The 21,695-nt window shown below is 50.3% G+C and carries 22 protein-coding genes; 5 read left to right on the forward strand and 17 right to left on the reverse strand.

Annotation, left to right across the window (positions count from 1 at the left end; translation table 11 throughout):
* Positions 1-22: 22 nt before the first annotated feature.
* Genes ELY33_RS15060 through ELY33_RS15070 form a run of 3 tightly spaced genes read right to left on the reverse strand, consistent with a single transcriptional unit; the run spans position 23 to position 1,554 of the window.
* A complete protein-coding gene (locus tag ELY33_RS15060) occupies positions 23-415 on the reverse strand; it encodes a DUF2069 domain-containing protein (protein WP_126948726.1) in 393 nt (130 codons plus the stop codon).
* A complete protein-coding gene (gene wrbA, locus ELY33_RS15065) occupies positions 412-1,038 on the reverse strand; it encodes an NAD(P)H:quinone oxidoreductase (protein ID WP_126948727.1) in 627 nt (208 codons plus the stop codon). Before wrbA ends, ELY33_RS15060 begins: the two co-directional genes overlap by 4 nt.
* Before the next feature lie 45 nt (positions 1,039-1,083).
* Positions 1,084-1,554, reverse strand: a complete 471-nt coding sequence (locus tag ELY33_RS15070; RefSeq protein ID WP_126948728.1) for a gamma-glutamylcyclotransferase family protein — start codon at positions 1,552-1,554, stop codon at positions 1,084-1,086.
* Positions 1,555-1,707: 153 nt separating this feature from the next.
* Here ELY33_RS15070 and smrA point away from each other — a divergent pair, with 153 nt between their 5' ends.
* Entirely contained in the window at positions 1,708-2,298 is a 591-nt protein-coding gene (smrA, locus tag ELY33_RS15075) for a DNA endonuclease SmrA (protein ID WP_126948729.1), read from the forward strand.
* A 101-nt stretch (positions 2,299-2,399) separates the two neighbouring features.
* On the opposite strand, the gene ELY33_RS15080 is transcribed toward smrA, so the two are convergent.
* The 4 genes from ELY33_RS15080 to metH all read right to left on the reverse strand — a co-directional run bounded on the left by ELY33_RS15080 (position 2,400) and on the right by metH (position 9,740).
* On the reverse strand, positions 2,400-2,945 hold the full coding sequence (locus ELY33_RS15080; RefSeq protein WP_126948730.1) for a DUF934 domain-containing protein: 546 nt from the start codon (positions 2,943-2,945) through the stop codon (positions 2,400-2,402).
* The gene (locus ELY33_RS15085) at positions 2,932-4,590 is read right to left on the reverse strand and encodes a nitrite/sulfite reductase (RefSeq protein ID WP_126948731.1); all 1,659 of its coding nucleotides are present in this window, start codon (positions 4,588-4,590) and stop codon (positions 2,932-2,934) included. The genes ELY33_RS15080 and ELY33_RS15085 overlap by 14 nt, the downstream gene beginning before the upstream one ends.
* Positions 4,591-4,737: 147 nt before the next feature.
* Positions 4,738-6,045 carry an MATE family efflux transporter gene (locus ELY33_RS15090; RefSeq protein ID WP_126948732.1) on the reverse strand — a complete coding sequence of 436 codons (1,308 nt, stop codon included), beginning with the start codon at positions 6,043-6,045 and terminating at the stop codon, positions 4,738-4,740.
* Complete coding sequence (metH, locus tag ELY33_RS15095) at positions 6,045-9,740, reverse strand: methionine synthase (RefSeq protein ID WP_126948733.1); 3,696 nt, start codon at positions 9,738-9,740, stop codon at positions 6,045-6,047. Before metH ends, ELY33_RS15090 begins: the two co-directional genes overlap by 1 nt.
* A gap of 285 nt (positions 9,741-10,025) precedes the next feature.
* Between metH and nfuA the strand changes: the two genes are divergently transcribed.
* Positions 10,026-10,637, forward strand: a complete 612-nt coding sequence (gene nfuA / locus ELY33_RS15100; RefSeq protein WP_126948734.1) for a Fe-S biogenesis protein NfuA — start codon at positions 10,026-10,028, stop codon at positions 10,635-10,637.
* A gap of 73 nt (positions 10,638-10,710) precedes the next feature.
* On the opposite strand, the gene ELY33_RS15105 is transcribed toward nfuA, so the two are convergent.
* Complete coding sequence (locus tag ELY33_RS15105) at positions 10,711-11,745, reverse strand: DNA-binding protein (protein ID WP_126948735.1); 1,035 nt, start codon at positions 11,743-11,745, stop codon at positions 10,711-10,713.
* Between the two features lie 199 nt (positions 11,746-11,944).
* Here ELY33_RS15105 and ELY33_RS15110 point away from each other — a divergent pair, with 199 nt between their 5' ends.
* Together ELY33_RS15110 and ELY33_RS15115 are read left to right on the forward strand one after the other, a co-directional pair.
* On the forward strand, positions 11,945-13,141 hold the full coding sequence (locus tag ELY33_RS15110; RefSeq protein WP_126948736.1) for a tyrosine-type recombinase/integrase: 1,197 nt from the start codon (positions 11,945-11,947) through the stop codon (positions 13,139-13,141).
* A 38-nt stretch (positions 13,142-13,179) separates the two neighbouring features.
* On the forward strand, positions 13,180-13,599 hold the full coding sequence (locus ELY33_RS15115) for a SufE family protein (protein WP_126948737.1): 420 nt from the start codon (positions 13,180-13,182) through the stop codon (positions 13,597-13,599).
* Positions 13,600-13,616: 17 nt separating this feature from the next.
* Here ELY33_RS15115 and yidD read toward each other — a convergent pair whose 3' ends face one another.
* Genes yidD through ELY33_RS15145 form a run of 6 tightly spaced genes read right to left on the reverse strand, consistent with a single transcriptional unit; the run spans position 13,617 to position 18,299 of the window.
* Positions 13,617-13,949, reverse strand: coding sequence for a membrane protein insertion efficiency factor YidD (yidD, locus tag ELY33_RS15120; protein WP_126948738.1), 333 nt, complete (start codon positions 13,947-13,949; stop codon positions 13,617-13,619).
* A complete protein-coding gene (gene hisI / locus ELY33_RS15125) occupies positions 13,949-14,416 on the reverse strand; it encodes a phosphoribosyl-AMP cyclohydrolase (RefSeq protein WP_126948739.1) in 468 nt (155 codons plus the stop codon). The genes yidD and hisI overlap by 1 nt, the downstream gene beginning before the upstream one ends.
* A complete protein-coding gene (locus ELY33_RS15130; protein WP_126948740.1) occupies positions 14,416-14,865 on the reverse strand; it encodes a transcriptional repressor in 450 nt (149 codons plus the stop codon). The genes hisI and ELY33_RS15130 overlap by 1 nt, the downstream gene beginning before the upstream one ends.
* Positions 14,866-14,896: 31 nt before the next feature.
* Positions 14,897-15,895: an alpha-L-glutamate ligase-like protein gene (locus ELY33_RS15135; RefSeq protein WP_126948741.1), complete on the reverse strand. Its 999-nt coding sequence runs from the start codon at positions 15,893-15,895 to the stop codon at positions 14,897-14,899.
* Complete coding sequence (locus tag ELY33_RS15140) at positions 15,892-17,415, reverse strand: inactive transglutaminase family protein (protein WP_126948742.1); 1,524 nt, start codon at positions 17,413-17,415, stop codon at positions 15,892-15,894. The genes ELY33_RS15135 and ELY33_RS15140 overlap by 4 nt, the downstream gene beginning before the upstream one ends.
* Positions 17,416-17,453: 38 nt before the next feature.
* Complete coding sequence (locus tag ELY33_RS15145) at positions 17,454-18,299, reverse strand: ATP-dependent zinc protease family protein (protein ID WP_126948743.1); 846 nt, start codon at positions 18,297-18,299, stop codon at positions 17,454-17,456.
* A 224-nt stretch (positions 18,300-18,523) separates the two neighbouring features.
* Between ELY33_RS15145 and ELY33_RS15150 the strand changes: the two genes are divergently transcribed.
* Positions 18,524-19,060: a DUF3833 domain-containing protein gene (locus ELY33_RS15150; RefSeq protein ID WP_126948744.1), complete on the forward strand. Its 537-nt coding sequence runs from the start codon at positions 18,524-18,526 to the stop codon at positions 19,058-19,060.
* 79 nt (positions 19,061-19,139) lie between these two features.
* Here ELY33_RS15150 and ELY33_RS15155 read toward each other — a convergent pair whose 3' ends face one another.
* From ELY33_RS15155 to ectA, 3 genes are all read right to left on the reverse strand, one after another.
* Positions 19,140-19,532, reverse strand: a complete 393-nt coding sequence (locus ELY33_RS15155; protein ID WP_126948745.1) for an ectoine synthase — start codon at positions 19,530-19,532, stop codon at positions 19,140-19,142.
* A 100-nt stretch (positions 19,533-19,632) separates the two neighbouring features.
* Complete coding sequence (gene ectB, locus ELY33_RS15160; protein ID WP_126948746.1) at positions 19,633-20,901, reverse strand: diaminobutyrate--2-oxoglutarate transaminase; 1,269 nt, start codon at positions 20,899-20,901, stop codon at positions 19,633-19,635.
* A gap of 113 nt (positions 20,902-21,014) precedes the next feature.
* A complete protein-coding gene (gene ectA, locus ELY33_RS15165; RefSeq protein WP_126948747.1) occupies positions 21,015-21,593 on the reverse strand; it encodes a diaminobutyrate acetyltransferase in 579 nt (192 codons plus the stop codon).
* Positions 21,594-21,695 lie beyond the last annotated feature (102 nt).

Raw genomic sequence — 21,695 nt, forward strand, 5'->3', positions numbered from 1 at the left:
TCGCTAGGTTAACTATCTGCGCTTAGCCCTGGAGCTGTTGGCGGCTGCGAAAACGAGCGTATGCCATACAGCCAGTGAATAACGCCAGTGAGATAACGGCTTCAAGTACGCCGCGCATCCCTTGCCCTGGCAAGGTGGCAAGCATGATGCCTTGGGTAAAGTAGAGCAAGCTGACAAACGCTAACCAGGCATGCCCTCTGGCACGTTGGCCAATGATAGATGGCAGAAACAATACCAGGGGCAGTACAAATGCAACGACTGGACGCCAATTAAAGTTATCTCCTTGAATAAAGAAGCCACGGTAGATAACCAGAAGTAGCAGAATGCAAAAACTGACCAGCACTAATTGTCTAGATTGCTGTGTAAGCCTGTCCAGTCCATATCGTGTCTCGAGACCTTCTAACCACTGTCTCATGCCTTTTCCTCCTGGCGCATTTTGTGTAGCGCTCGTGCCAGTCTGGCTAACCGTTTGCCTTGAGCAAAACACAGTGCACGCTCGTGCTCGTCGACAGAACGATCACTACGCGCTCCAGCGACATGACTAGCCCCATAAGGTGTACCACCGGTTTGGGTGCTAAGCAGAGCGGTTTCGTTATAGGGAATACCCGCGTAAACCATGCCGTGATGGAGAAGGGGAATCAGCATGGTCAGCAAAGTGCTCTCTTGTCCACCGTGAAGGCTTGAAGTGGACGTAAATGCACAGGCCGGTTTGTCGATCAACGCGCCATTCATCCATAAACTACTAGTGGTATCTAAAAAGTATTTGAGCGGCGCAGCCATATTGCCAAAACGCGTAGGGCTACCTAATGCTAACGCACTGCAATGGCGTAAATCTTCGAGGTCTGCATATACCGCTCCCTCTTCTGGAATCTCGGGGTCAACGGCTTCGCAGGTAGTGGAGACAGGGGGTACTGTGCGAAGCCGTGCATCAACGCCCGTGATGCTTTCGACACCTGCAGCAATTTGGCGTGCCATATCTGCCGTGGCTCCGGAGCGCGAATAGTAAAGAATTAAAACAAACGGCGTGGAATCACTCATGAGGTATCCTAAAAAAACGACGTTAGAGGACATTGCATTAATTGCTTATGGTAACAGAGCTACTGGTTGGACAGGAGATGAGTTAAGCAATTGACTGAGCATGGGCAGTCGCACATAAACCCATGCAGCCGAACCGTCCGTAAGTGTATGTTTGATCCGCTCATAGCGAATGCCCAAGCGCTCGTAACGATCCAGTCGCAATAACTGGCTAGCAGTAACGTCTAACCGCAAGCCTTCGACATAGCTATTCGCCTTGGGCGCCAAATCCAAGCCTTCTTTTGTAAAGCCTTCAAGCCTTGCTGGTTGTGGGTTACCTGAGCTGCCCATCACCACCCAGCGCACAGGGAGGTAGCGCAGCGTGCCGTACACGAAGACATGGTGAGTACGTTCTTCAATGACCGGCAAGTGAGAGGGGCGTTCATAAAACCAAGGGCTCAGCATTGTCAGCCAAAGCCAGCCTGCAGCGCCGATCATGAGTGCTGTGCTACATGCGATCAAACGTTTTAACCAAACCATGCCCACTCCTTACACGATGTCTGCTATTAGCGTGGCGTTAGATGTTAATGAAAACAAGTCTTAAGCAATGTCGGCGGGTTTGTTAGGATAAGAGGCTGTGTTTAGGCGTTAGCCCTTATGCCTAGGCATTAGACCCTATCGGAGGAGCCTGTTATGAATCAATCACTTCGTGATGAGATGGATTTCAGTGCGTTGGTTGGCGATGTAAAGCCGCTTCCCAAGCATAACCGCGCCGATACAGGCACTCAGCGCCAGCGACCTACAGAGGCCCAGCTAGCTCGTCGTGAAAGTGCCGAGGAGCGATTAGAAGAGCGCAATTTCTTATCCGATGATTTTGTTGATCTGTTGCCGCCTTTCGATCCGATCGAATACCGCCGTGAAGGTATTCAGCAAGGTGTGGTCGATAAACTAAAGCACGGTGGCTACAGCGTACAGGCGCAGCTGCATCTTTTACGGCGGCCTTTGGCGGAGTGTCGACGAATGCTGTTCCCGTTTATTCAAGAAGCGTATGCTCACGACCTTCGCTCTGTGCTCATTGTGCATGGGAGAGGCAGAGACATAGACAGCCCAGCGAATGTTCTACGTTCCTATTTGGCGAAGTGGCTTAGCCAGTTTGAAGAAGTGCAAGCTTATGTTTCTGCGCAACCTTCTGAGGGCGGCCTTGGTGCCACCTGGGTTATGTTGCGTAAAAGTGAACGAGCTAAATCTAATAACCGCGAGCGCCAGCAAAAACGTCGTGGCTAACACTCCATTTATTAGCAAGCCTTCATTCGTTATCAAGCAAAAGGGCAGCTGAGAAGCTGCCCCTTCTGTTCTAACTATATCTATCACTAATTTGCGTGCGGCTACGGCCTGCTATCCGCTAAACGACGCTCGAACAATGCCTGGCGCTGCTGAACATCGGGTTGGTAACGAACACTAAAGGCGTTGATCGCCCGTATAGCGTCCTCAGGGGGCTGGTCATCTCGCAGTGCCATGGCGGTAAATCCACAGCGGCGCATGTAATCCAACTGGTCGACCAAGACATCGCCGACTGCACGTACTTCGCCAGCATAGCTGTAGCGTTCGCGCAGCAAGCGAGCCAGGGTATAGCCACGTCCGTCTGTAAATGCTGGGAAATCAATAGCAATGGCACTGGTGCTATTGAGCTGACGACCAAGTTCAGGGGTTAACTCAGTATCGCTTAAGAGCAGCGGCGCTAGCTCGGTATCGTCCTGGTTCGCTTGCCACAGTTCTAGCGGCACAAAGGCAGGGCGCTGCTCAGGGAGCGTTGCTGTGTCATAGGACACGCACCAAGCATTTTCTGCTGCCAATTCACCCTCAGCGATAAGGTGATCGACATGGTCCGGTGTAAACTCAACGGTGTCGGTCTGGGTTTCATTGCTGAGCATAAACACGCTCCTTAAAGGGTTTCAAGCCGATACGGCGATAGGTATCGAGGAATCGCTCGTCTTCGTGGCGTTCGGCCACATAGACTTGAAGAACCTTATCGACAACGTCCGGCACGTCTTCACGGAAGAAAGAGGGCCCAAGAATTTTCCCTAGCGAGGCATCATCGGTTGAGTTACCGCCAATCGAGATTTGATAATACTCTTCACCTTTTTTATCGACACCCAGAATGCCAATGTGACCAACATGGTGATGCCCACAGGCATTCATGCAGCCGGAAATATTAAGATCCAGCGGGCCGAGATCGTAGAGGAAATCCAGATCTTCAAACCGCTCCTGCAGCGCTTGAGCAATCGGGATAGAGACCGCGTTGGCCAAACCACAATAGTCGCCACCAGGGCAGCAGATAATGTCGTTCAGCGTACCTACTGTTGGGTTGGCCATGCCCAGTGCATCAAGTTCTTTCCAGAGCGCTTCTAGCTCGTCGACGGGAACATCAGACAGCACTAGATTTTGTTCATGAGTGACGCGTACTTCACCAAAGCTATAGCGATCCGCTAAGTCGGCCACGGCTTCCATCTGGTCAGCCGTGACATCGCCAGGAGCGTGTTCGCGACGTTTCAGAGAGAGCGTTACCGCTTTATAGCCGGGCACTTTATGATCGGTGACGTTGTTCGTCACAAAGCGGGCTAGACTGCGATTTTCGCTGCGTAACTGTTCGAAGCTAGCGATAGCGCTCTCAGCAACGGGGCGACGCTCTGGCTCGGGGAAGTGCACCTTGGCCGCATCGATCGCTGCTTGGTTGAGCGTTTGCGGGCCATCTTTTAGGTGTGCCCACTCTTCGTCCACGCGGCGGCGAAACTCTTCAATGCCCAGCGCCTTCACCAGAATTTTAATACGTGCTTTAAACTTGTTATCGCGGCGGCCAAATTGGTTATAAACGCGAACACATGCTTCCAGATACGTTAACAGGTGCTGCCAGGGGAGGTCTTCGCGAACGACGTCGGCAATCATTGGCGTGCGACCAAGACCACCACCCGCTAGCACTTTAATGCGTACTTCGCCGTCTTCGTTGCGCCAAAGCCGGAGACCGATATCATGCACTTGGATGGCGGCACGATCATATGCGGCACCGCTAACGGCAATTTTGAATTTGCGCGGCAGGTAGGCGAACTCGGGGTGTAGCGTCGACCACTGGCGAATCAATTCACACCAAGGGCGTGGATCTTCCACTTCATCGTTGGCGATTCCCGCAAACTGGTCACTGGTCGTATTACGGATACAGTTGCCGCTGGTTTGAATGGCGTGCATTTGAACCTTGGCCAGGTCGGCCAGAATATCGGGTACGTCTTCTAGCGCTGGCCAGTTTAGCTGCAAGTTTTGCCGGGTCGTGAAGTGGCCATAGCCGCGATCGTAACGGCGGGTAATGTCCGCTAACGCGCGAAGCTGCCCTCCCGCTAACATGCCGTAAGGAATGGCAATACGCAGCATTGGCGCATGCTTCTGAAGATACAGGCCGTTTTGGAGTCGCAGCGGGCGAAACTCTTCCTCTCCCAAACGCCCGGCACGGTAGCGGTCCATTTGGTCACGAAACTGAGTAACGCGCTCGTCAACCAACGTTTGGTCGTGAATATCATAACGGTACATGTGGCACGATCCTGCTTAAAGCGAAATGGTCACGTCGAGAAGGACGGTAATGTGCCAATACTTTAACGCAGGCGTTATATTCTTCAAAAGAATATATAATTATTTTTTTATTTCTAAATGGTATTTAAAACGCTTAATTCACTGTTTTTACGCTAGCCAGCGCCGACGCTGCCATACCCATAAAAAACTGCCGGAATTGAGCGCACGGTAAATAAGCTGTACTAGCCACACACCGGGTAGTCCGTATTCCATTTCAATGCCAACCCACCAGGCTAGCGGTAGAAACACTAACCACTGTATACCCAAGGTAAGCAACATCACGGTACGCTGAGCACCAGCGCCCATTAATGCTTGGGCTAGCACCAGGGCGGCAGCATCCAGCACAATCATCAAGCCAGTAATTTGTAACGGTAGGGTACCCAGCTGAATGAGCGAAGGGTCTTCAAAGAAAATAGTGAGAACAGTTGCAGGAAACAGCAGCATAGGTATCGCTAATGCTGTCAGCAGCATCCCAGCAACACTTAATGCATCGATCCCCCAGCGGTATGCCGCTTGTTGATCATCCCTTCCTAACGCTTCACCTACTAGGCTCATCGTCGCTACACCCACTCCAATGCCCGGTAAAATAAGCAACAATGACAAATTAACCAGCACATGGCCGACGGCGACACTCTCCGTGCCCATCCTACCTAATAGCCAAAAAAGCACCACATAACCCGCTGCGAACCACACTTGTTGCATTGAATGGGGAAACGCAAGACTCAGCGTTGACCATAGTGAGTGTAATGTCTGCTTCTGCTGGGTAAGCGCATCAGCGTTATGCGTCACACCTGCCCAAATGATCAGCCCCAGCAGTAGAGAAAGTGATGTGCCTATGCCCGCGCCACTAGCACCCAGCGCTGGGAGGCCTACCATGCCATAAATTAACCCGGCACTGGCGATCACATTAAATACATGCACAATCACGATAATACGTAGGTAAAGGTGCGTGTGCTGTCGACCGTTCCAGTAACCGCGAAAGCAAAGTGTCAGGGCAACGGCGGTTAACGAAACAACACGCCAGCGAAAGTAGTCAACGGCAATAGCGGTCACGTCATCGGCGGGGGTTATCAACTGTATTAACCAGGGGGCCTGCCACCATGCGAGACACGACAAGGGGACGCCCACTAAAACGGCGATGAGCAAACCCGAGTGAAGTGAACGTGTCAGCGGGAAGTGTTCGGCGCCTAGGTCTTGAGAGGTTTGAGACTGGACGCTGGAGGAAAGGCCAAAGACCAGCGCTGTCATCATAAACATGGCATAACCGCCGATACCAACACCTGCTAATGCTTCTTGGCCTAAGTGGCCCACCATAGCGGCGTCAATAAGGTTGAGCATGCTTTGTGAAAGCATGCCCAGCATGATGGGTAAGGCCAAGCGCATGACCCTACTTTGGCGGCGACCCACAGGCGACATTAGCTAGGGTCGTAAGAGAGCACCGGAGAGAGCCAGCGCTCCATTTCCCCTAATGGCATTTGCTTGCGTTGTGCAATCGTCTCCACTTGATCTCGGGTGATTTTGCCGGTGGAGAAGTATTTTGATTGGGGGTGGGCGAAGTACCAGCCAGACACCGCCGCCGCTGGCCACATGGCAAAGTTTTCAGTCAGTGCCAAACCGGTGTTTTCTGTGGCATCAAGCAGCCGGAACAGCGTGGCCTTTTCCGTATGGTCAGGGCAGGCTGGGTAGCCGGGAGCAGGGCGGATACCCTGATATTTCTCGGCAATTAACGCATCATTATCCAATGTCTCTTCCGGTACGTAGCCCCAGAACTCTTTACGCACACGCTCGTGCATGTGCTCGGCAAACGCTTCCGCTAAGCGGTCAGTTAACGCTTGCACCATAATGGCGTTGTAATCGTCACCGGCCGCTTCATAGGCTTTTGAAAGCTCATCAACCCCATGGCCTGTGGTGACGGCAAAGCCGCCAATCCAGTCGGCTTTGCCGCTCTCTTTGGGGGCAATAAAATCTGCCAGGCTGTAACAAATACCGTCACGCCCTTTAGTGGTCTGCTGGCGGATATGATGCAGGCGCTCAACCACCTCGGTGCGGCTTTCATCGGCATACACTTCAATCACATCGTCATCGACGCTGTTAGCGGGCCACAGGCCAATAACACCCCGTGCCTGTACACGTTTTTCATCGATCAGCTTGCGCAGCATTAATTGGGCATCCGCAAACAGGTTGCGAGCGGCTTCGCCGACAACGTTATCTTCAAGGATTTTGGGGTACTTGCCGGCGAGCTGCCAGCTCATGAAAAACGGTGTCCAATCGATCCGTTCTACCAGCGCTTCAAGATCGTAGTCGTCAAAGGATTTTAGGCCCAATACCTGAGGTTTAACCGGCGTGAGGCTAGTCCAATCAGTGCGGAAGCGACGTTTGCGGGATTGAGTGTAATCCAGATCCGCCGCTTTAGGTCGGCGTTTGGCATTACGCTCGCGCACTTTTTCATACTCTTCACGAATCTCGCTAACGTAGGCTTCTTTAAGGTTCGGGGCCAGTAAACGACCCGCAACGCCAACTGCCCGGGAAGCATCTGTCACATAGATCACTGGGTGATCGTATTGTGGCTCGATTTTCACCGCGGTGTGAGCCTTGGAAGTCGTGGCACCACCAATTAACAGTGGCAAATTCATGCCCCTGCGCTTCATCTCTTTAGCAACATGCACCATTTCATCAAGCGATGGGGTAATCAGTCCAGAAAGCCCGATGATGTCAGCGTTATGGTCTAGAGCCGCCTGCAGAATTTTTTCCGTAGGTACCATCACACCCAGGTCGATGACTTCATAGTTATTACACTGCAGCACGACACCGACAATGTTTTTGCCGATGTCGTGAACATCCCCTTTGACCGTGGCCATTACGATTTTGCCTTTGGCCTTGGTCTCTTCGCTTTTTTCTGCTTCGATATAGGGAATCAGGTAGGCCACCGCCTGTTTCATGACACGGGCCGACTTAACCACCTGAGGAAGAAACATTTTCCCTGCACCAAACAGGTCGCCGACCACGTTCATGCCATCCATTAGCGGGCCTTCAATGACCTCAATCGGTCTAGTCGCTTGGGCGCGGGCTTCTTCCGTATCTTCTTCGATATGAACGGTCACACCTTTAACCAGCGCATGCTCGATACGCTTATTAACCGGCCAACTGCGCCATTCCAGGTCTTCTTTCTTGGCAGCGCCGCTACCATCACCTTTATATTTGTCGGCCAGATCCAATAGGCGTTCGGTGCCATCGCTACGACGGTTTAGTACGACGTCTTCAACTGCATCACGCAGCTCGGCGGGCAGGTCATCATAGACGGCCAGCTGACCCGCATTGACGATGCCCATGCTGAGGCCCGCGCGGATAGCGTGGTAGAGGAATACTGAGTGGATGGCTTCCCGTACCGGATTGTTACCACGAAATGAAAACGAGACGTTCGACACGCCGCCGGAAATCATCGCGTGGGGCAAGTGTTCGCGAATCCATTGGGTCGCCTCAATAAAATCGACGGCGTAGTTATTGTGCTCATCGATACCAGTGGCGATGGCAAAGATATTTGGGTCGAAGATAATGTCTTCAGCAGGGAAGCCAATATCGTCAACCAGCAAGCGATAGGCGCGCTCACAAATTTCGGTTTTACGCGCAAACGTATCCGCTTGACCTTCTTCATCAAACGCCATGACCACAATGGCCGCACCAAAACGACGGCATTTAGTGGCTTGTTCACGAAACGCGGCTTCTCCTTCTTTAAGCGAGATCGAATTCACAACTGCTTTGCCTTGAACGCACTTTAGGCCCGCTTCGATGATGTCCCACTTAGAGGAGTCGATCATAATCGGGACGCGAGCGATATCGGGCTCACCAGCAATCAAGTTCAAGAAGCGAACCATCGCCTCCTGTGACTCCAACATGCCTTCATCCATGTTGATGTCGATAATTTGCGCGCCGTTCTCGACCTGCTCCAACGCAACTTCAAGCGCGGTAGTGAAATCTTCTTCGACGATTAACCGCTTAAAACGCGCTGATCCTGTCACGTTGGTGCGCTCACCGACGTTCACGAACAACGAGTTTGCTTCGATATTAAAGGGCTCTAAGCCAGATAGGCGACACGCATGGCTGCGTTTAGCTACCTTGCGGGGGGGGAATGAGCGAACAGACTCAGCGATAGCTTGGATATGTTCAGGGGTAGAACCACAGCAGCCGCCGATAATGTTGACCAGCCCGCTTTCTGCGAATTCACTAACAATGGCTGCCATTTCCTCTGGCGTTTGGTCATATTCACCAAATTCGTTGGGTAGGCCCGCATTGGGGTGCGCAGAGACAAAGGTGTTGGCTTTTGTAGATAGCTCTTCGATGTAAGGGCGCAGTTCTTCAGCACCCAAGGCACAGTTCAAGCCAACCGATAGCGGCTGGGCGTGGCGAACAGAATTCCAGAAGGCTTCGGTAGTTTGGCCAGAAAGTGTGCGACCAGATGCATCGGTAATTGTGCCGGAAATCATCACTGGCAGCCGAGTACCTAAATCATCGAACAGTTCTTCAAGCGCATAAATAGCAGCTTTGGCATTCAGGGTGTCGAAGATGGTTTCGATCATAATCAGATCGGCACCGCCTTCAATTAATGCGCTAGCGGCTTCGTAATAGTTTTCACGTAGCTCGTCAAAGGTGACGTTGCGTTTCGAAGGGTCGTTCACGTCCGGCGATAGAGACGCTGTACGTGAGGTTGGCCCAAGCACCCCAGCAACATAGCGGGGAATATCGGTTTCAGCAGCCACGGCATCGCAAACGCTGCGCGCCAATCGTGCCGACTCACGATTCAGCTCGGGCACCAAGTCTTCCATGCCGTAATCTGACTGCGAAAGACGCGTACTATTAAATGTATTCGTCTCAATAATATCCGCGCCAGCTTTTAAATAGTCGCGGTGAATACGTGTCACCAGGTCAGGGCAAGTAAGCGCTAATAAATCATTATTGCCTTTAAGATCGGATGGCCAATCCCGAAAACGGTCGCTACGAAAATCGTCCTCACTGAGTTCGGCGTTCTGCAACATGGTACCCATGCCACCGTCCAATATCAGGATACGTTGGGCAAGGCGTTGAGTTAGGGAAGCAGTCAAATCACTAGCAGCCATGGCAGGGGGGAATCTCCAGCATCTCAGTCAAAAAGGATATTTTTGTAGTCATCGTCATAGTGTGAGCGAACACATCATAACAAAGGGCACACCTTAGGGCAGTAAGTAGGGGCGTGAAGTTATTGCAGCATCTTGATGAGGCGCGCTCATAGGCATCAACAATAGCCTACTAAAATAGTCGGGATTGTGCTGGCGAGTAGTTTTGCTTACCATAGAAGTCAATGAAGTAGTTACAAATGACAAGTGATGTGGCAGCGCCACTACCACGGGAGGATAACATCCCTTATGACCACGACTATCGAAACTGATACCCAAGGTATTGATATTACTGACAGTGCTCAGGAATACCTTGCTGAACTCTTGGAAAAGCAGAACGTTGAAGGCATTGCTGTACGCATTTTCATCACCCAGCCAGGTACGCCTTACGCAGAAACGTGTTTAGCGTATTGCCGCCCAGGTGAAGAAGAACCTACCGACGTTAAGCTTGAACTTGAAAAAATTAACGTATTTCTCGATAAAAACAGCTTAGCGTTTTTAGATGAAGCGATAGTTGACTTTAATGCAGACCGTATGGGCGGCCAGTTAACCATCAAAGCCCCGAACGCGAAAATGCCCAAAGTTAACGCGGACAGCCCCCTAGAAGATCGCATTAATTACACGCTTTACAGCGAGATTAACCCAGGGCTTGCGGCTCATGGTGGTGAGATTAAATTGGTAGAGCTCACCGAAAATAAGGTTGCTATTCTTGCCTTTGGTGGCGGTTGTCAAGGTTGTGCAGCGGTAGATTTGACGCTAAAAGATGGCGTTGAAAAAACGCTAATGGACCGGATTCCTGAACTGGCTGGCATTCGTGACGTTACCGATCACACAGATACGACGAACGCGTATTACCGCTAACGAAATATCAGTGCACCGCGTTCGCTTCGAAAAGCCCAGCAGAATTTTGCTGGGCTTTTTTGTGCGCAAGGGCTCACTCTCTAGGTGAATTGTCGTCTTTTTCCTGTGATGAAAGCGCCTCAGGCAGGGCTGTTAACTGTGCCTGAAGGGCTTCCATTCGTTGCCAAAGCTGTTGTTGCCAGTCTTCATCTTTAAGCGCCGATTGGTGCTGCTTTTCCAGTGCTTTATTGGCTTTATCAAGCTCGCTTTTTAAGCTGGCGTTCTGGTCATTTAGCGATACGTGGTTGCGTTCAAACTCATCAACTTGCTGTTCCAAGCGGCTGTTATCGACTTGGTAGTGCTGCAGTGTGTCTTTATTGAGCTGCAGCTCTTTGGCCAAGCTGTCTGAGCGTTGCTCCATTTTCTGAAGGCGCTTTTGTAGTGCTTTCTCTCCCTGGGCACGCTCTTGCCTAAGCGTATCTAGCAACGCCATTAACTTTCCTTCTGCAGCTTCGTTACGCTGCTCTTCCTGAGCTAAACGCTGCTCCCAAGTGGCTCGACGTTGTTGCTGCTCTTCAGCGAAGCGCTCTTTCTGCTCGGCTATATCATGCTCAGCCTTTGTAAACCGCTGTTGATACTGCTTGGCGTCTTGGGTGGCTTGCGCTGCCTGCTGTTGCCATTGATGCTCATTTGTTTGGCTAGCTGCCAACTCGCGGTTCAGTGTTTCCAGGCGTTGTTCCGTATGCCGCAAATGCTCTGCGAGGGCACTCTCTCGTTGCTCTGCATTTGCTGCCTGCTGAAGGGCATCGGCAGCTTCCTGCTGGGCGCTTTCTACCTGCCGATTCGCATCTTCACGATAGTGGATGAGAGCTTGATTGGCGGCCTCTTGCGCTTCTCGCCACAGCTCACTTGCCACATTAACGATTACCTCTGGTACGCCCTTAGGTGGCGGAACGTCACGATTTTGCTCTCGCTCAATGCGCCAACTACGGAAATGTTCGCTGATTGTAGTGAAGCTGCCCGTTCCTAGTACTTCCCGGATACGTTGAACGCTTGGTGTATCGCCGCGGGCGAGCAGGGTGTCGACTGCTTGTTGAACATCACTGTATTGAATCCCGCTGCGCGCCATGGTGCTTTATCCCTTAAGGTTGATCACGCTATTTTCATAGAGTTTCATCAAAATTACAATAATTACGTAATACATAAAACGTAATTTTATTTACATTAAAGTCAATAAATTCAAGATTACTCCCATAATCTTGAGTTTTAGCGCTGATAACACCACACTTAGCCACTGAAAGCGTATGCAATGACCGAGGAAGTGGTGGATGCCCAGAGAAGTGTCAAAACAACAAAAATCAGCCAGTAAAGTCCTAGAAAAAGACAGTTGGCCTGATCTTCTGCCTATATTTTCCTCGCCAGTTACCTCGCGAATTGACACGCTATTCATTGATGTCAAAAATGACTTTGAGGCGGTAGCAGCATGGCTCCAGGAGTATCAAGACAGTCCCCAAACACTGAAAAGTTACCGCCGAGAAGCAGAGCGCTTGCTGCTTTGGTTGACCAACCAAGATAAGCCGTTATGCGCTATGAATCGTGAATTGTTGCGTCAATATGAGGTGTTTTTAGAAAACCCGCAGCCAGCGCAGCAATGGGTGGGGCCAACTAAGCCACGCCACCATGCACAATGGCGACCCTTCCGCGGTGGGCTTTCACCGGCAAGTCGACGGCAAAGTCTGATTATCTTGCAGGGCATGTATAGCTGGCTAATAGAAGCAGGGTGGGTTAGCCACAACCCTTTCGTGCTCATGCGTGACAAGGCGAGGCGACTGAATAATCAAACGCAGACAATTGAGCGCTATTTAGAGCGCGATCTGTGGGCATGGTGTTGGGAATGGATGAATGCGTCAGCAAAGCCTATCAGTGAACGAGAAGCTTACGAGCAGGCGCGACGACGGTTTATATTTAGCTTCGCTTATTTGTTAGCACCGCGTATTAGTGAAATGGCCAATGCGCAGATGGATGATTTTCAGGAGCGCGAAGGACGCTGGTGGTGGGTGGTGGTCGGTAAGGGGAGTAAGCTTGCGCGTGTACCAGTACCTGATGATATGCTTGAATGTTTAATAGAATGGCGAGAAGCGCTTGCATTAAAAGGGCTGCCCAGCTACCAAGAACCAACTCCCCTAATACGGGCGCTGGATAAGCATCGCGGAATTACCGACAACCAGCTATATCGATTGATTAAAGGCGTTTTTAGCGACGCAGCCGATGCACTAGAGGCACAGCATGGCAAGCCTGCCTATGTCAGCGCGCTACGTCGGGCAACACCTCACTGGTTGCGGCATACGGCGATCACGCACCAAGCCCAATCGGGAGTAAGCCTGCGCTATTTAGCGGAAAGCGCCCGTCATTCCAAACTGGATACGACTAGCCGATACTTACATACCGAAGATCATGAGTGGCATCGTGAACAGCAGCGTCATCGCTTGAAAACACCCCCAAAAACGCCTTCTAACCCGTTATAATGCAAGTGACATTGAGACACCAACCCAAAGGAAACGCCATGGCAACTTCAGGCGCTGAGCTGGCCCAGCAAGAACTGGTCGAAGAGTTTGAGATATTTGATAACTGGATGGATCGTTATCAATACATTATCGATATGGGAAAGCAATTGCCTGACTTTCCGGAAAAGCAGCGAACGGAAGAGTTTAAAATTCAAGGCTGTCAATCCAACGTATGGATGTGTCACGAAGAGCAGGGCGACAAGCTGATTTTTAAGGCTACCTCGGATGCTGCCATCGTCTCAGGATTAATTGCGTTACTGCTGAGAATCTATAGTGAACGCACACCTGATGAGATCAACCATACCGAGCCGCACTTTTTGAAGGATTTAGGGTTAGATAAGCACTTATCGCCTACCCGCAGTAATGGCTTGCATGCCATGTTAGAACGTATCTACCAGGTAGCTAAGCAGCCACAATAGAGAGCGGGTTTGTAGTATCAGCGCCGATGATTGCACTTAGAGTGTGGCGGCGCTGTTAAGTCAGGGTCTTCCTGACACAGCTGTTCGCTTCTGCCGCCAGGCACTGGATCAATACCACCATCGCTACCTGGATGGCAGCGTACAATGCGCTTTATTGCCATCCATCCACCCTTAAAGGGGCCATGTACCTGAATAGCTTCAACGGTATAGGAAGAGCAGCTAGGCCAGAAACGGCAGCGCGGCCCTAGTAGCGGGCTAAGGGTGTATTGATACACTTTGATAAAGCCAATCATCACCATTGCAAGTGCTTTCGAAGCCCTGCGCTTTGCTGAGGTTAGCAGTCGTGACACTATTTCTTTCCGTAGAGCGTCGCAGGGTCGATAAGCGGTTCGCTGGTAATAGTGGCATGCTCATTGCTGAGCGATACATAAAAGCAGCTTCGTCGACCCGTGTGACAAGCAGGGCCTGTTTGGTCAACCTGGAGTAACAGCGTGTCACCATCGCAATCGAGGGTAGCAGTTTTCAACTGCTGTTGTTGACCAGAGGTTTCCCCTTTGCGCCAAAGCTTTTGACGTGAGCGTGAATAGTAGCAAACACGCTGTGTTGCTAGCGTTTCTTCGAGTGCCTCGCGGTTCATCCACGCCATCATTAATACTTCACCCGAATCAAACTGCTGAGCAATGGCTGGAAGCAGACCAGCTTCGTTAAAGCGAACTGCATCCAGCAGGGTTTTCGTACTGGGCAAGGTGTCGGACGGGTTAGCAGACTCAAGGGCTTTAAAGAGGTTGCGTGGGTCTAATGGGGTAAAACGGGACATTACTCATTACTCGCTGGTCGGCAATTTTGGCATAAGCCTTGAAGCTCTATCGTTTGGCGCTCGACGTTGAACCCTTGACGCTTGGCTAAGTCAGCCAGTTGGTCACTTATTTCATCTAAGTGAAGCTCTTCAACATAGCCACAGTGGCGACAAATCAACAGCTGAAAGCCATGGGCATGCTCCGGACATGCGCAGGCAACATAAGCATTCTGAGACTCGATGCGATGAACGAGGCCTTGTTCGATAAGGAAGTCGAGCGCGCGGTAAACCGTAGGCGGTCTTGCTGCTGCATGCTCAGTGGAAAGCTGGTCTAGTAAATCATACGCTTTTAGGCCGCCACCATTATCAGCAATGAGCTCCAATACCCGGCGACGAATAGGCGTAAACCTAACGCCACGGTTGTGGCACTGCGATTCCGCTTGTTGTAACAGCGTATTAGCTTCAGTCATTAGGGTACTCGTTGAACTTAATATGCGTAGTTTACGCCGTCGTCGAAGAGGTGTCAGGCGTTTCTACGAGTTCGCTTTTTCGAGCAAAGTGATGCTGTGCAAACGCCACTCGCTCAGCGACGGGAATACCATCTGGCTGCTGTTCAATCAGATCAAGCCGACGACGGAGTCCTTCACCGTTAGTCATTTGAATAGCAAGCCCCGGGCGTGCGTTAAGTTCAAGCAGCATAGGGCCATGCTTTCTATCTAGCACCATGTCAGTGCCAAGGTAGCCAAGCCCCGTCATCTCGTAGCAGCCTGCTGCTAGGTGGAGCAGTGTATTCCATTGAGGAACGATTAGGCTGGCAAGGTCGTGACCTGTATCGGGGTGGCTAAAGCAAGGTCGATCAAACTGTACCCCCCGCAGGGCAGCTCCTGTGGCAATATTCAGGCCAACGCCAACAGCCCCCTGGTGTAGGTTGGCTTTGCCATCTGATGCCGCGGTAGAAAGCCGCATCATGGCCATCACCGGATACCCTTTAAAAACGATGACACGGATATCCGGCACACCTTCATAGGAATAGTCCATGAGGCTTTCATTAAAATTAATCAGCGTTTCAATAACCGCTACATCTGGCGAGCCACCAAGTGAATAAAGCCCAGAGAGTATGTTCGAAACGTGGCGTTCAATATCCTCGATCGATAAGCTAACGCCACTTGGCTTGATAAAGGCCCGATCTTGTACATTTTCAATGACGAGTATGCCTTTCCCGCCACTGCCTTTGGCTGGTTTGATGACAAAACCGGCGTGGCCGCTCAGCATTTTATCGATGTGCTTGACGCCGAACTGAGTCGTCACCGTGCCAATAAGCTCTGGCGTCGTAATGCCGTAGCGTTGAGCGATAAGCTTAGTTTTCAACTTATCGTCAACAAGTGGATAAAGGCGCCGGGGATTATAACGGCCAATGTAGCGGATATTTCGCCGGTTCATGCCGATAATTCCCTTGTCTCTCAGTCGACTGGGCCACGTCCAGTTTTTTAACCAACTCATGAGGTTTTCTCTTCGTCGGTAATTGGCTTAAATCGGCGTAGTTCCAGTAAACGGTAACCTGTGTAATTACCAAGCAATAAAATGAGTGCCATCAGAATGAACTGAACACCGAGGAAGTTGAATGTGATGTGGCGAACCCAGGGGTTGTTCATTGCTAAGAAAGCTAATACAGCCGTTAACAGGCTACCCCCGCCTTGAATCAATACCTGCTTCGGACCTTCCTCTTCCCAAAGAATCGACATCCGCTCGATCGTCCAGGCTAGAATGATCATCGGGAAGAAGGTGACGGTTAAACCAGCGCTCAACCCCATACGGTAAGCAATCACAGTAAAGATTGAAATAATTGCAATCACCGTGATGATGACCGCCGAGACCCTTGCTACCAGCAATAAATTTAGATATGACAGGTAGTTGCGAATAATCAGACCCATGGCCACAATCAGCAGGAAGCCAATTAAGCCCGTTAGCAAGGTGGTTTGAATAAACGCTAATGCAATGAGCACCGGCATAAAGGTGCCCGATGTTTTCACCCCAACTAGCACTCGTAAAAACACGACTACCAGTGCGCCAATAGGTATTAATAGAATTGTCTGGAAAAGTGCCTGTTCTTCCAAAGGGAGACTATGGATAGAGAAGTTCAGCAAGGTATTGTCGGAGTAGTGATTACGAACCGCAGCTGATGCAGGCTGATAATGGGTTAACATAGAAAAAGTGACACGGGAGTTAGTACCGCCCTGAACCTCCAGCACTGCGCGGCCACCCGTTTCCCAAAGCAGAAGGTTATCAGGTTTTCCCTCTTCGCCACTGGCGGGATTGAATAGTGACCAAGTTTCAGCAGATTCGTCGAACACTTGAATCCAGCTACTGAGCGTTTGTCGACGACGACCATCTTCCATCAGCAAACCGCTTACTTCTCTCGCATTGACGCCCGCCTGGTTTAATAAACGCACAATCAAAGCTGAGGGCTGTTCTTGGGTTAATAGTAAACGGGCATTTTCTTCTTGGCGGTCGCTATTAATATCTAAAATCAGCTCCCTCGCAAAGGTGGCGTTATTTGCACTGCGTGCCCAAGCGCGATCAATCAATTGGCTAGCTGCTGTGTCGTATGGGCTTTCCCAAGGGGGGGTAGACGACAATTCTGGTGGTGTTTGTACCGGCGAGCGTGCATCCGGCGAAACAAGCATCTGTACAGAATAATATAGCTGTTGGCTACCGGCCGCATCGCGGATAGTCCACACAGCTTGGCGACCAAACTCATCTGCTTTATAGGCAAGACCGTACCCGGACGACGCCGTGTTTTCTGTTAATACTCGGTATCCCGCCTGATGTGAAGGCAGCGCTAAATCAACCTGAACGGGGCCGTCCTGAGCATTAAAATTAATAACCGCTTCGATTTCCCAGACTTGGCGTTGTTCGCCGGGTAACCAAGGGATTTCGAACTGAACATGTCGATGCACACTGGCGGCAATGCCAACCAACAATAGTAATCCAACGATCAAATAAAACGGCAACCGTGACATTATGATTCCTTTCGGCCAAAAACGGCGGGGGAGAGTTGTTACTCTTCAGTATCGTCTTGATCTGCTGCTTCATCATCAACGGCTTTGTCGGCGGGCTCACCACCAGGAAATTCTGGGCGTTCATAACGATAGGTCTGAGCAACATCAATGGTTGCAATATCCATCATGAACCGACGCCCCAGGAGCACTGGGTAATCCAAATGTGTGCGGTCATTGAGGGTGAACTCAACGTTTTCGCGAATTGGCCCTAGGGTCATTAATAGTGAAATCACTGGACGAGAATCTTCACCTGACGCCTGAACAATACGTACTCTGCGTACAATTGGCGTTTCAATCCATTCATCTCGCACGCGATCTACGACAACGTCATCGTCGTTTAGTGCCAACTTGAAACGCACCCAGTTTTCGCCATCACGCTCAAAGCGGGTAATGTCGGCAGCAGAAAGTGAAGAAGTGTTGGCTCCTGAGTCGATGCGCGCTTTCAAGTAGGTGCCAACACTAGGCAATCCAACCCATTCACTTCGGCCCAGCAGCGCTTTGTTGTCCTGAACGGTATCAACATCACACTCTTCGCGAACAATGACGGGCTCTTCACCACGTGCTTGCAAACCTGCAACATCTTGACGCAAATAACGCAATAAACTGCCGACTTCGCGTACATCAGCAGTCAATGCTTGGTGGTGCTGCTGTTGGTTAAGCTGCTGTTCACGGAGTGTAGGTGCGGAAACGCATTGCTGGGCAATAGAGGTTTCAAGCTCAAGGATACGCGAGTTAAAAGACGCCTCGCTCAATGGCGGCGGATCATTCGTTTCTGGCGGCGTCACAGCGCAGCCTGCAAACGAAAGCGACAAACCAGCCATCAGACACAATACTCCTAAGCGCATAACGTGAGGTATCCTTAAACAAGAAGAGGTGAGTCATTAGTTGAAGAACATTGCATTATCTAACTCGAGCGCACGGTTTTGAAACCTTTATTTATCTGATTTAACATAATATATATTATACGAACCTATATGGTTCAAAGGATATATCGCGTAACAGTACTGTGTTGCACCATTTTCTCCTACAATAGCTATACGTAAAACATTCGCCATTTAGGAAATCTCTAATGATCAGCATACGCAAGTTCATAATGGTAGCCACCCTATTCGTGTTGGCTGGCTGTGCCAATGTCGAGGTTGAAGATTATGCCAATACAACACCTCGTTTAGATATCGCTGAGTACTTCACTGGCAACACGCGCGCCTGGGGCATGGTGCAAGACTACTCTGGCGAAGTACAGCGCCGTTTTACGGTCGACATCACCGGAACGTATAGCGATGATACGTTGACACTTGATGAAGCTTTTTTGTTTGCCGATGGTGAGACAGATCGTCGGGTATGGGAATTTGAACGCGTTGACGATCATCGCTGGATCGGCACAGCCAACGACGTTGAAGGCCAGGTGGATGCTCGACAGTATGGGCACGCTTTTCATATGCGCTATCCGCTTGATATCGAAGTAAGCGGCCGTACTATCCGTTTTACAATGGATGATTGGATGTATTTACAGCCCGATGGTCGTTTGATAAATCGTACCGCAATGCGCAAATTTGGCCTTACCTTGGGTGAAATTACCCTGGTTTTTGAGCAAGTTGACCCTTGATTCACAAATGCAAAAAACAGCCTGCTTAAAAGCAGGCTGTTTTTATTATCAGCTAATCAAAAAAACTAACGTAAGCGATCTACTCACCAGCGGGTGCGTATGAACCGTCTTCCTGATGTACTTCATTGCCAGTAATAGGTGGCGTGAACACACATGCTAAATGCATAGTTTTGTGGGCACGCAACAGGTGTTCATCGTGCTGGTCAAGAATATAAATATCGCCTGGCTTAATTGGCCAGATTTTACCATCTGCCAGGGTCTCTACCTCTCCCTCGCCTTCAATGCAGTAAACAGATTCATAATGGTGCTTATAGTGAATATGCGTTTCGGTACCTTCGAAGATGCGTGTAATGTGGAACGAGAAGTTCCCACCATCATTGGCCAGTACCAAACGCGTGCTATCCCAGTTACCATTTTCTGCGGTGACAAGACGATCTGTTTTACGTGCTTCTTCAATATTGCGAACGATCATAGATGTACTCCAATGCGAGGCGTTTGATTTGAAACCAAACGCCTCAGTACTGAATTGATGCTACTTACTAAACCTACTACGAAAGCAGCTTAATCCTGAATTACGCCTGGATAACAGCATTGACGGAAGCTTCAAGAATATCCAGTGCTTCCAGCAAGTCCTCATCTTTGATGGTCAGCGGGCATAGACACTTTACTACTTCACCGTCTTGGCCGCTGGTCTCGATGATAAGGCCGTGCTCAAAAGCTTTGCTGGTGATTTTGTCAGCAATATCACCGGAAACAACGTCAATCCCGCGCATAAGGCCACGTCCACGTTCGGTGGCAGGCATACCGTTCTCGCTGAGTAAAGCCGCCAGCTTTTGGAAACGTTCTTCAACAATACGCGCTTTGCGCTGGACGTCACGCTCAAAAGTATCGTTTGACCAATATTTTTTTAGCGCAGCTGTGGCGGTTACCATCGCTAAACTGAAACCACGGAACGTGCCGTTGTACTGACCAGGCTTCCACTTATCAAGCTCAGGACGCATTAATACATGAGCGAATGGAAGCCCGAAGCCAGAGAGAGATTTTGAGTTAGTCACGATGTCAGGCGTAATGCCGGCATGTTCGAAGCTGAAGAACTTACCCGTGCGGCCACAGCCCGCTTGAATGTCATCGACGATCAACAAAATATCATGAGCGTGGCAGATGCTTTCCAGACGCTTGAGCCAATCAAGGCCTGCTACGTTAATACCGCCCTCGCCTTGCACGGTTTCAACAATAACACCCGCCGGAATATCGAGACCGCCAGATTTGTCGTTAAGCAATTTTTCGAAGTAATCCAGCGTGTCCGCGTGCTCACCCATATAGCCATCAAAGGGTAAGAAGCTTGCGCCTTGTGTTGGAATGCCACCGGTTGCTTCGCGGAACTTGCGGTTACCCGTGGTCGCCAGTGCGCCCATGGTGACACCGTGGAAGCCGTTGGTAAAAGTCACTATGTTGTGGCGACCTTTAGCAACACGGGCCAAACGAATGGCCGCTTCTACTGCGTTAGTCCCTGTTGGGCCAGGCAGATGCACTTTGTAGTCCAAACCACGCGGTTTGAGTATCACCTCTTCTAAGGTTTCGAAATAATCGCGCTTTGCTGCGGTCCACATATCCAAGCCATGAACAATACCGTCTGTCGATAAATAATCGATCATCGCCTGCTTAAGATGAGGATTGTTGTGGCCGTAATTGAGAGTGCCAGCACCGGCCAAAAAATCGATGTATTCACGACCATTCTCGTCCGTTAAACGCGCATTCTGAGCTTTCGTAAACACAACGGGGAATGAACGAGAATAAGTACGTACGTTAGATTCCATGCGTTCGAGCGTTTGGGTCTGCATTAGCGACCTCCTTTTTTAATCATTGAGCCAAGCGAGGGACAAACTGGCGGAAACGAATTCAAAACTCACCCGGTATTAACGGTGATGTATGAAGCAATAGCTGGTTAGTTTCGTTACATGCTGTCTGTTTGAAAGGGACCTATACGAACTAGGTTTTCTGGATCATGTTCTCCACCGAGTTGTTCAGTAGAGAAATATTCACGACTATTTAAGGGGGCTTGCCAACGCGCGGCAAGACGGCGAAACAATCCCCATGAAGCTTGGTTGTCCGGGGTGATCGTCGTTTCTAAATGATGCACATTATTGAGTTCAGGCCGCGACATAATGGCTTCAACTAAGCGACGCGCCAGGCCGGTACCGCGTGCTTTTTCGCCTACAGCCACTTGCCATAGGAAATAAGTATCTGGCGCGTTATCTTTCACATAACCAGATACAAACCCAACTATTTCGCCTTCTTCATTTGTCGCAACCGCACAGCTGTCACGAAACTGGGTTGCCAGTAGCAGATAGGCGTAGGCGGAGTTAACATCAAGCGGTGGGCAAGCTTTAATTAGTTCGTAAACGCCCCAACCGTCATCTGCATTCGGCTTGCGAATAAACAACGGTGTAGACGCATGTCCGACGACAGCATCGGCAACTGTCGGTCGAGCAAGGTCTGCAGAAGGAGTAAAAGGTGTTATTGGCGTACTCATGGTTATGCTTCGCTGTAGCGAATTTGATTGTCATTATAACAGCTGATTATGAGCAATTCAAAAATCATATTATTCATCCAAGTCTTATCCATAAATTTTGGT

The organism is Vreelandella andesensis, assembly GCF_003989795.1.
GTDB classification, from domain to species: Bacteria; Pseudomonadota; Gammaproteobacteria; order Pseudomonadales; family Halomonadaceae; genus Vreelandella; species Vreelandella andesensis.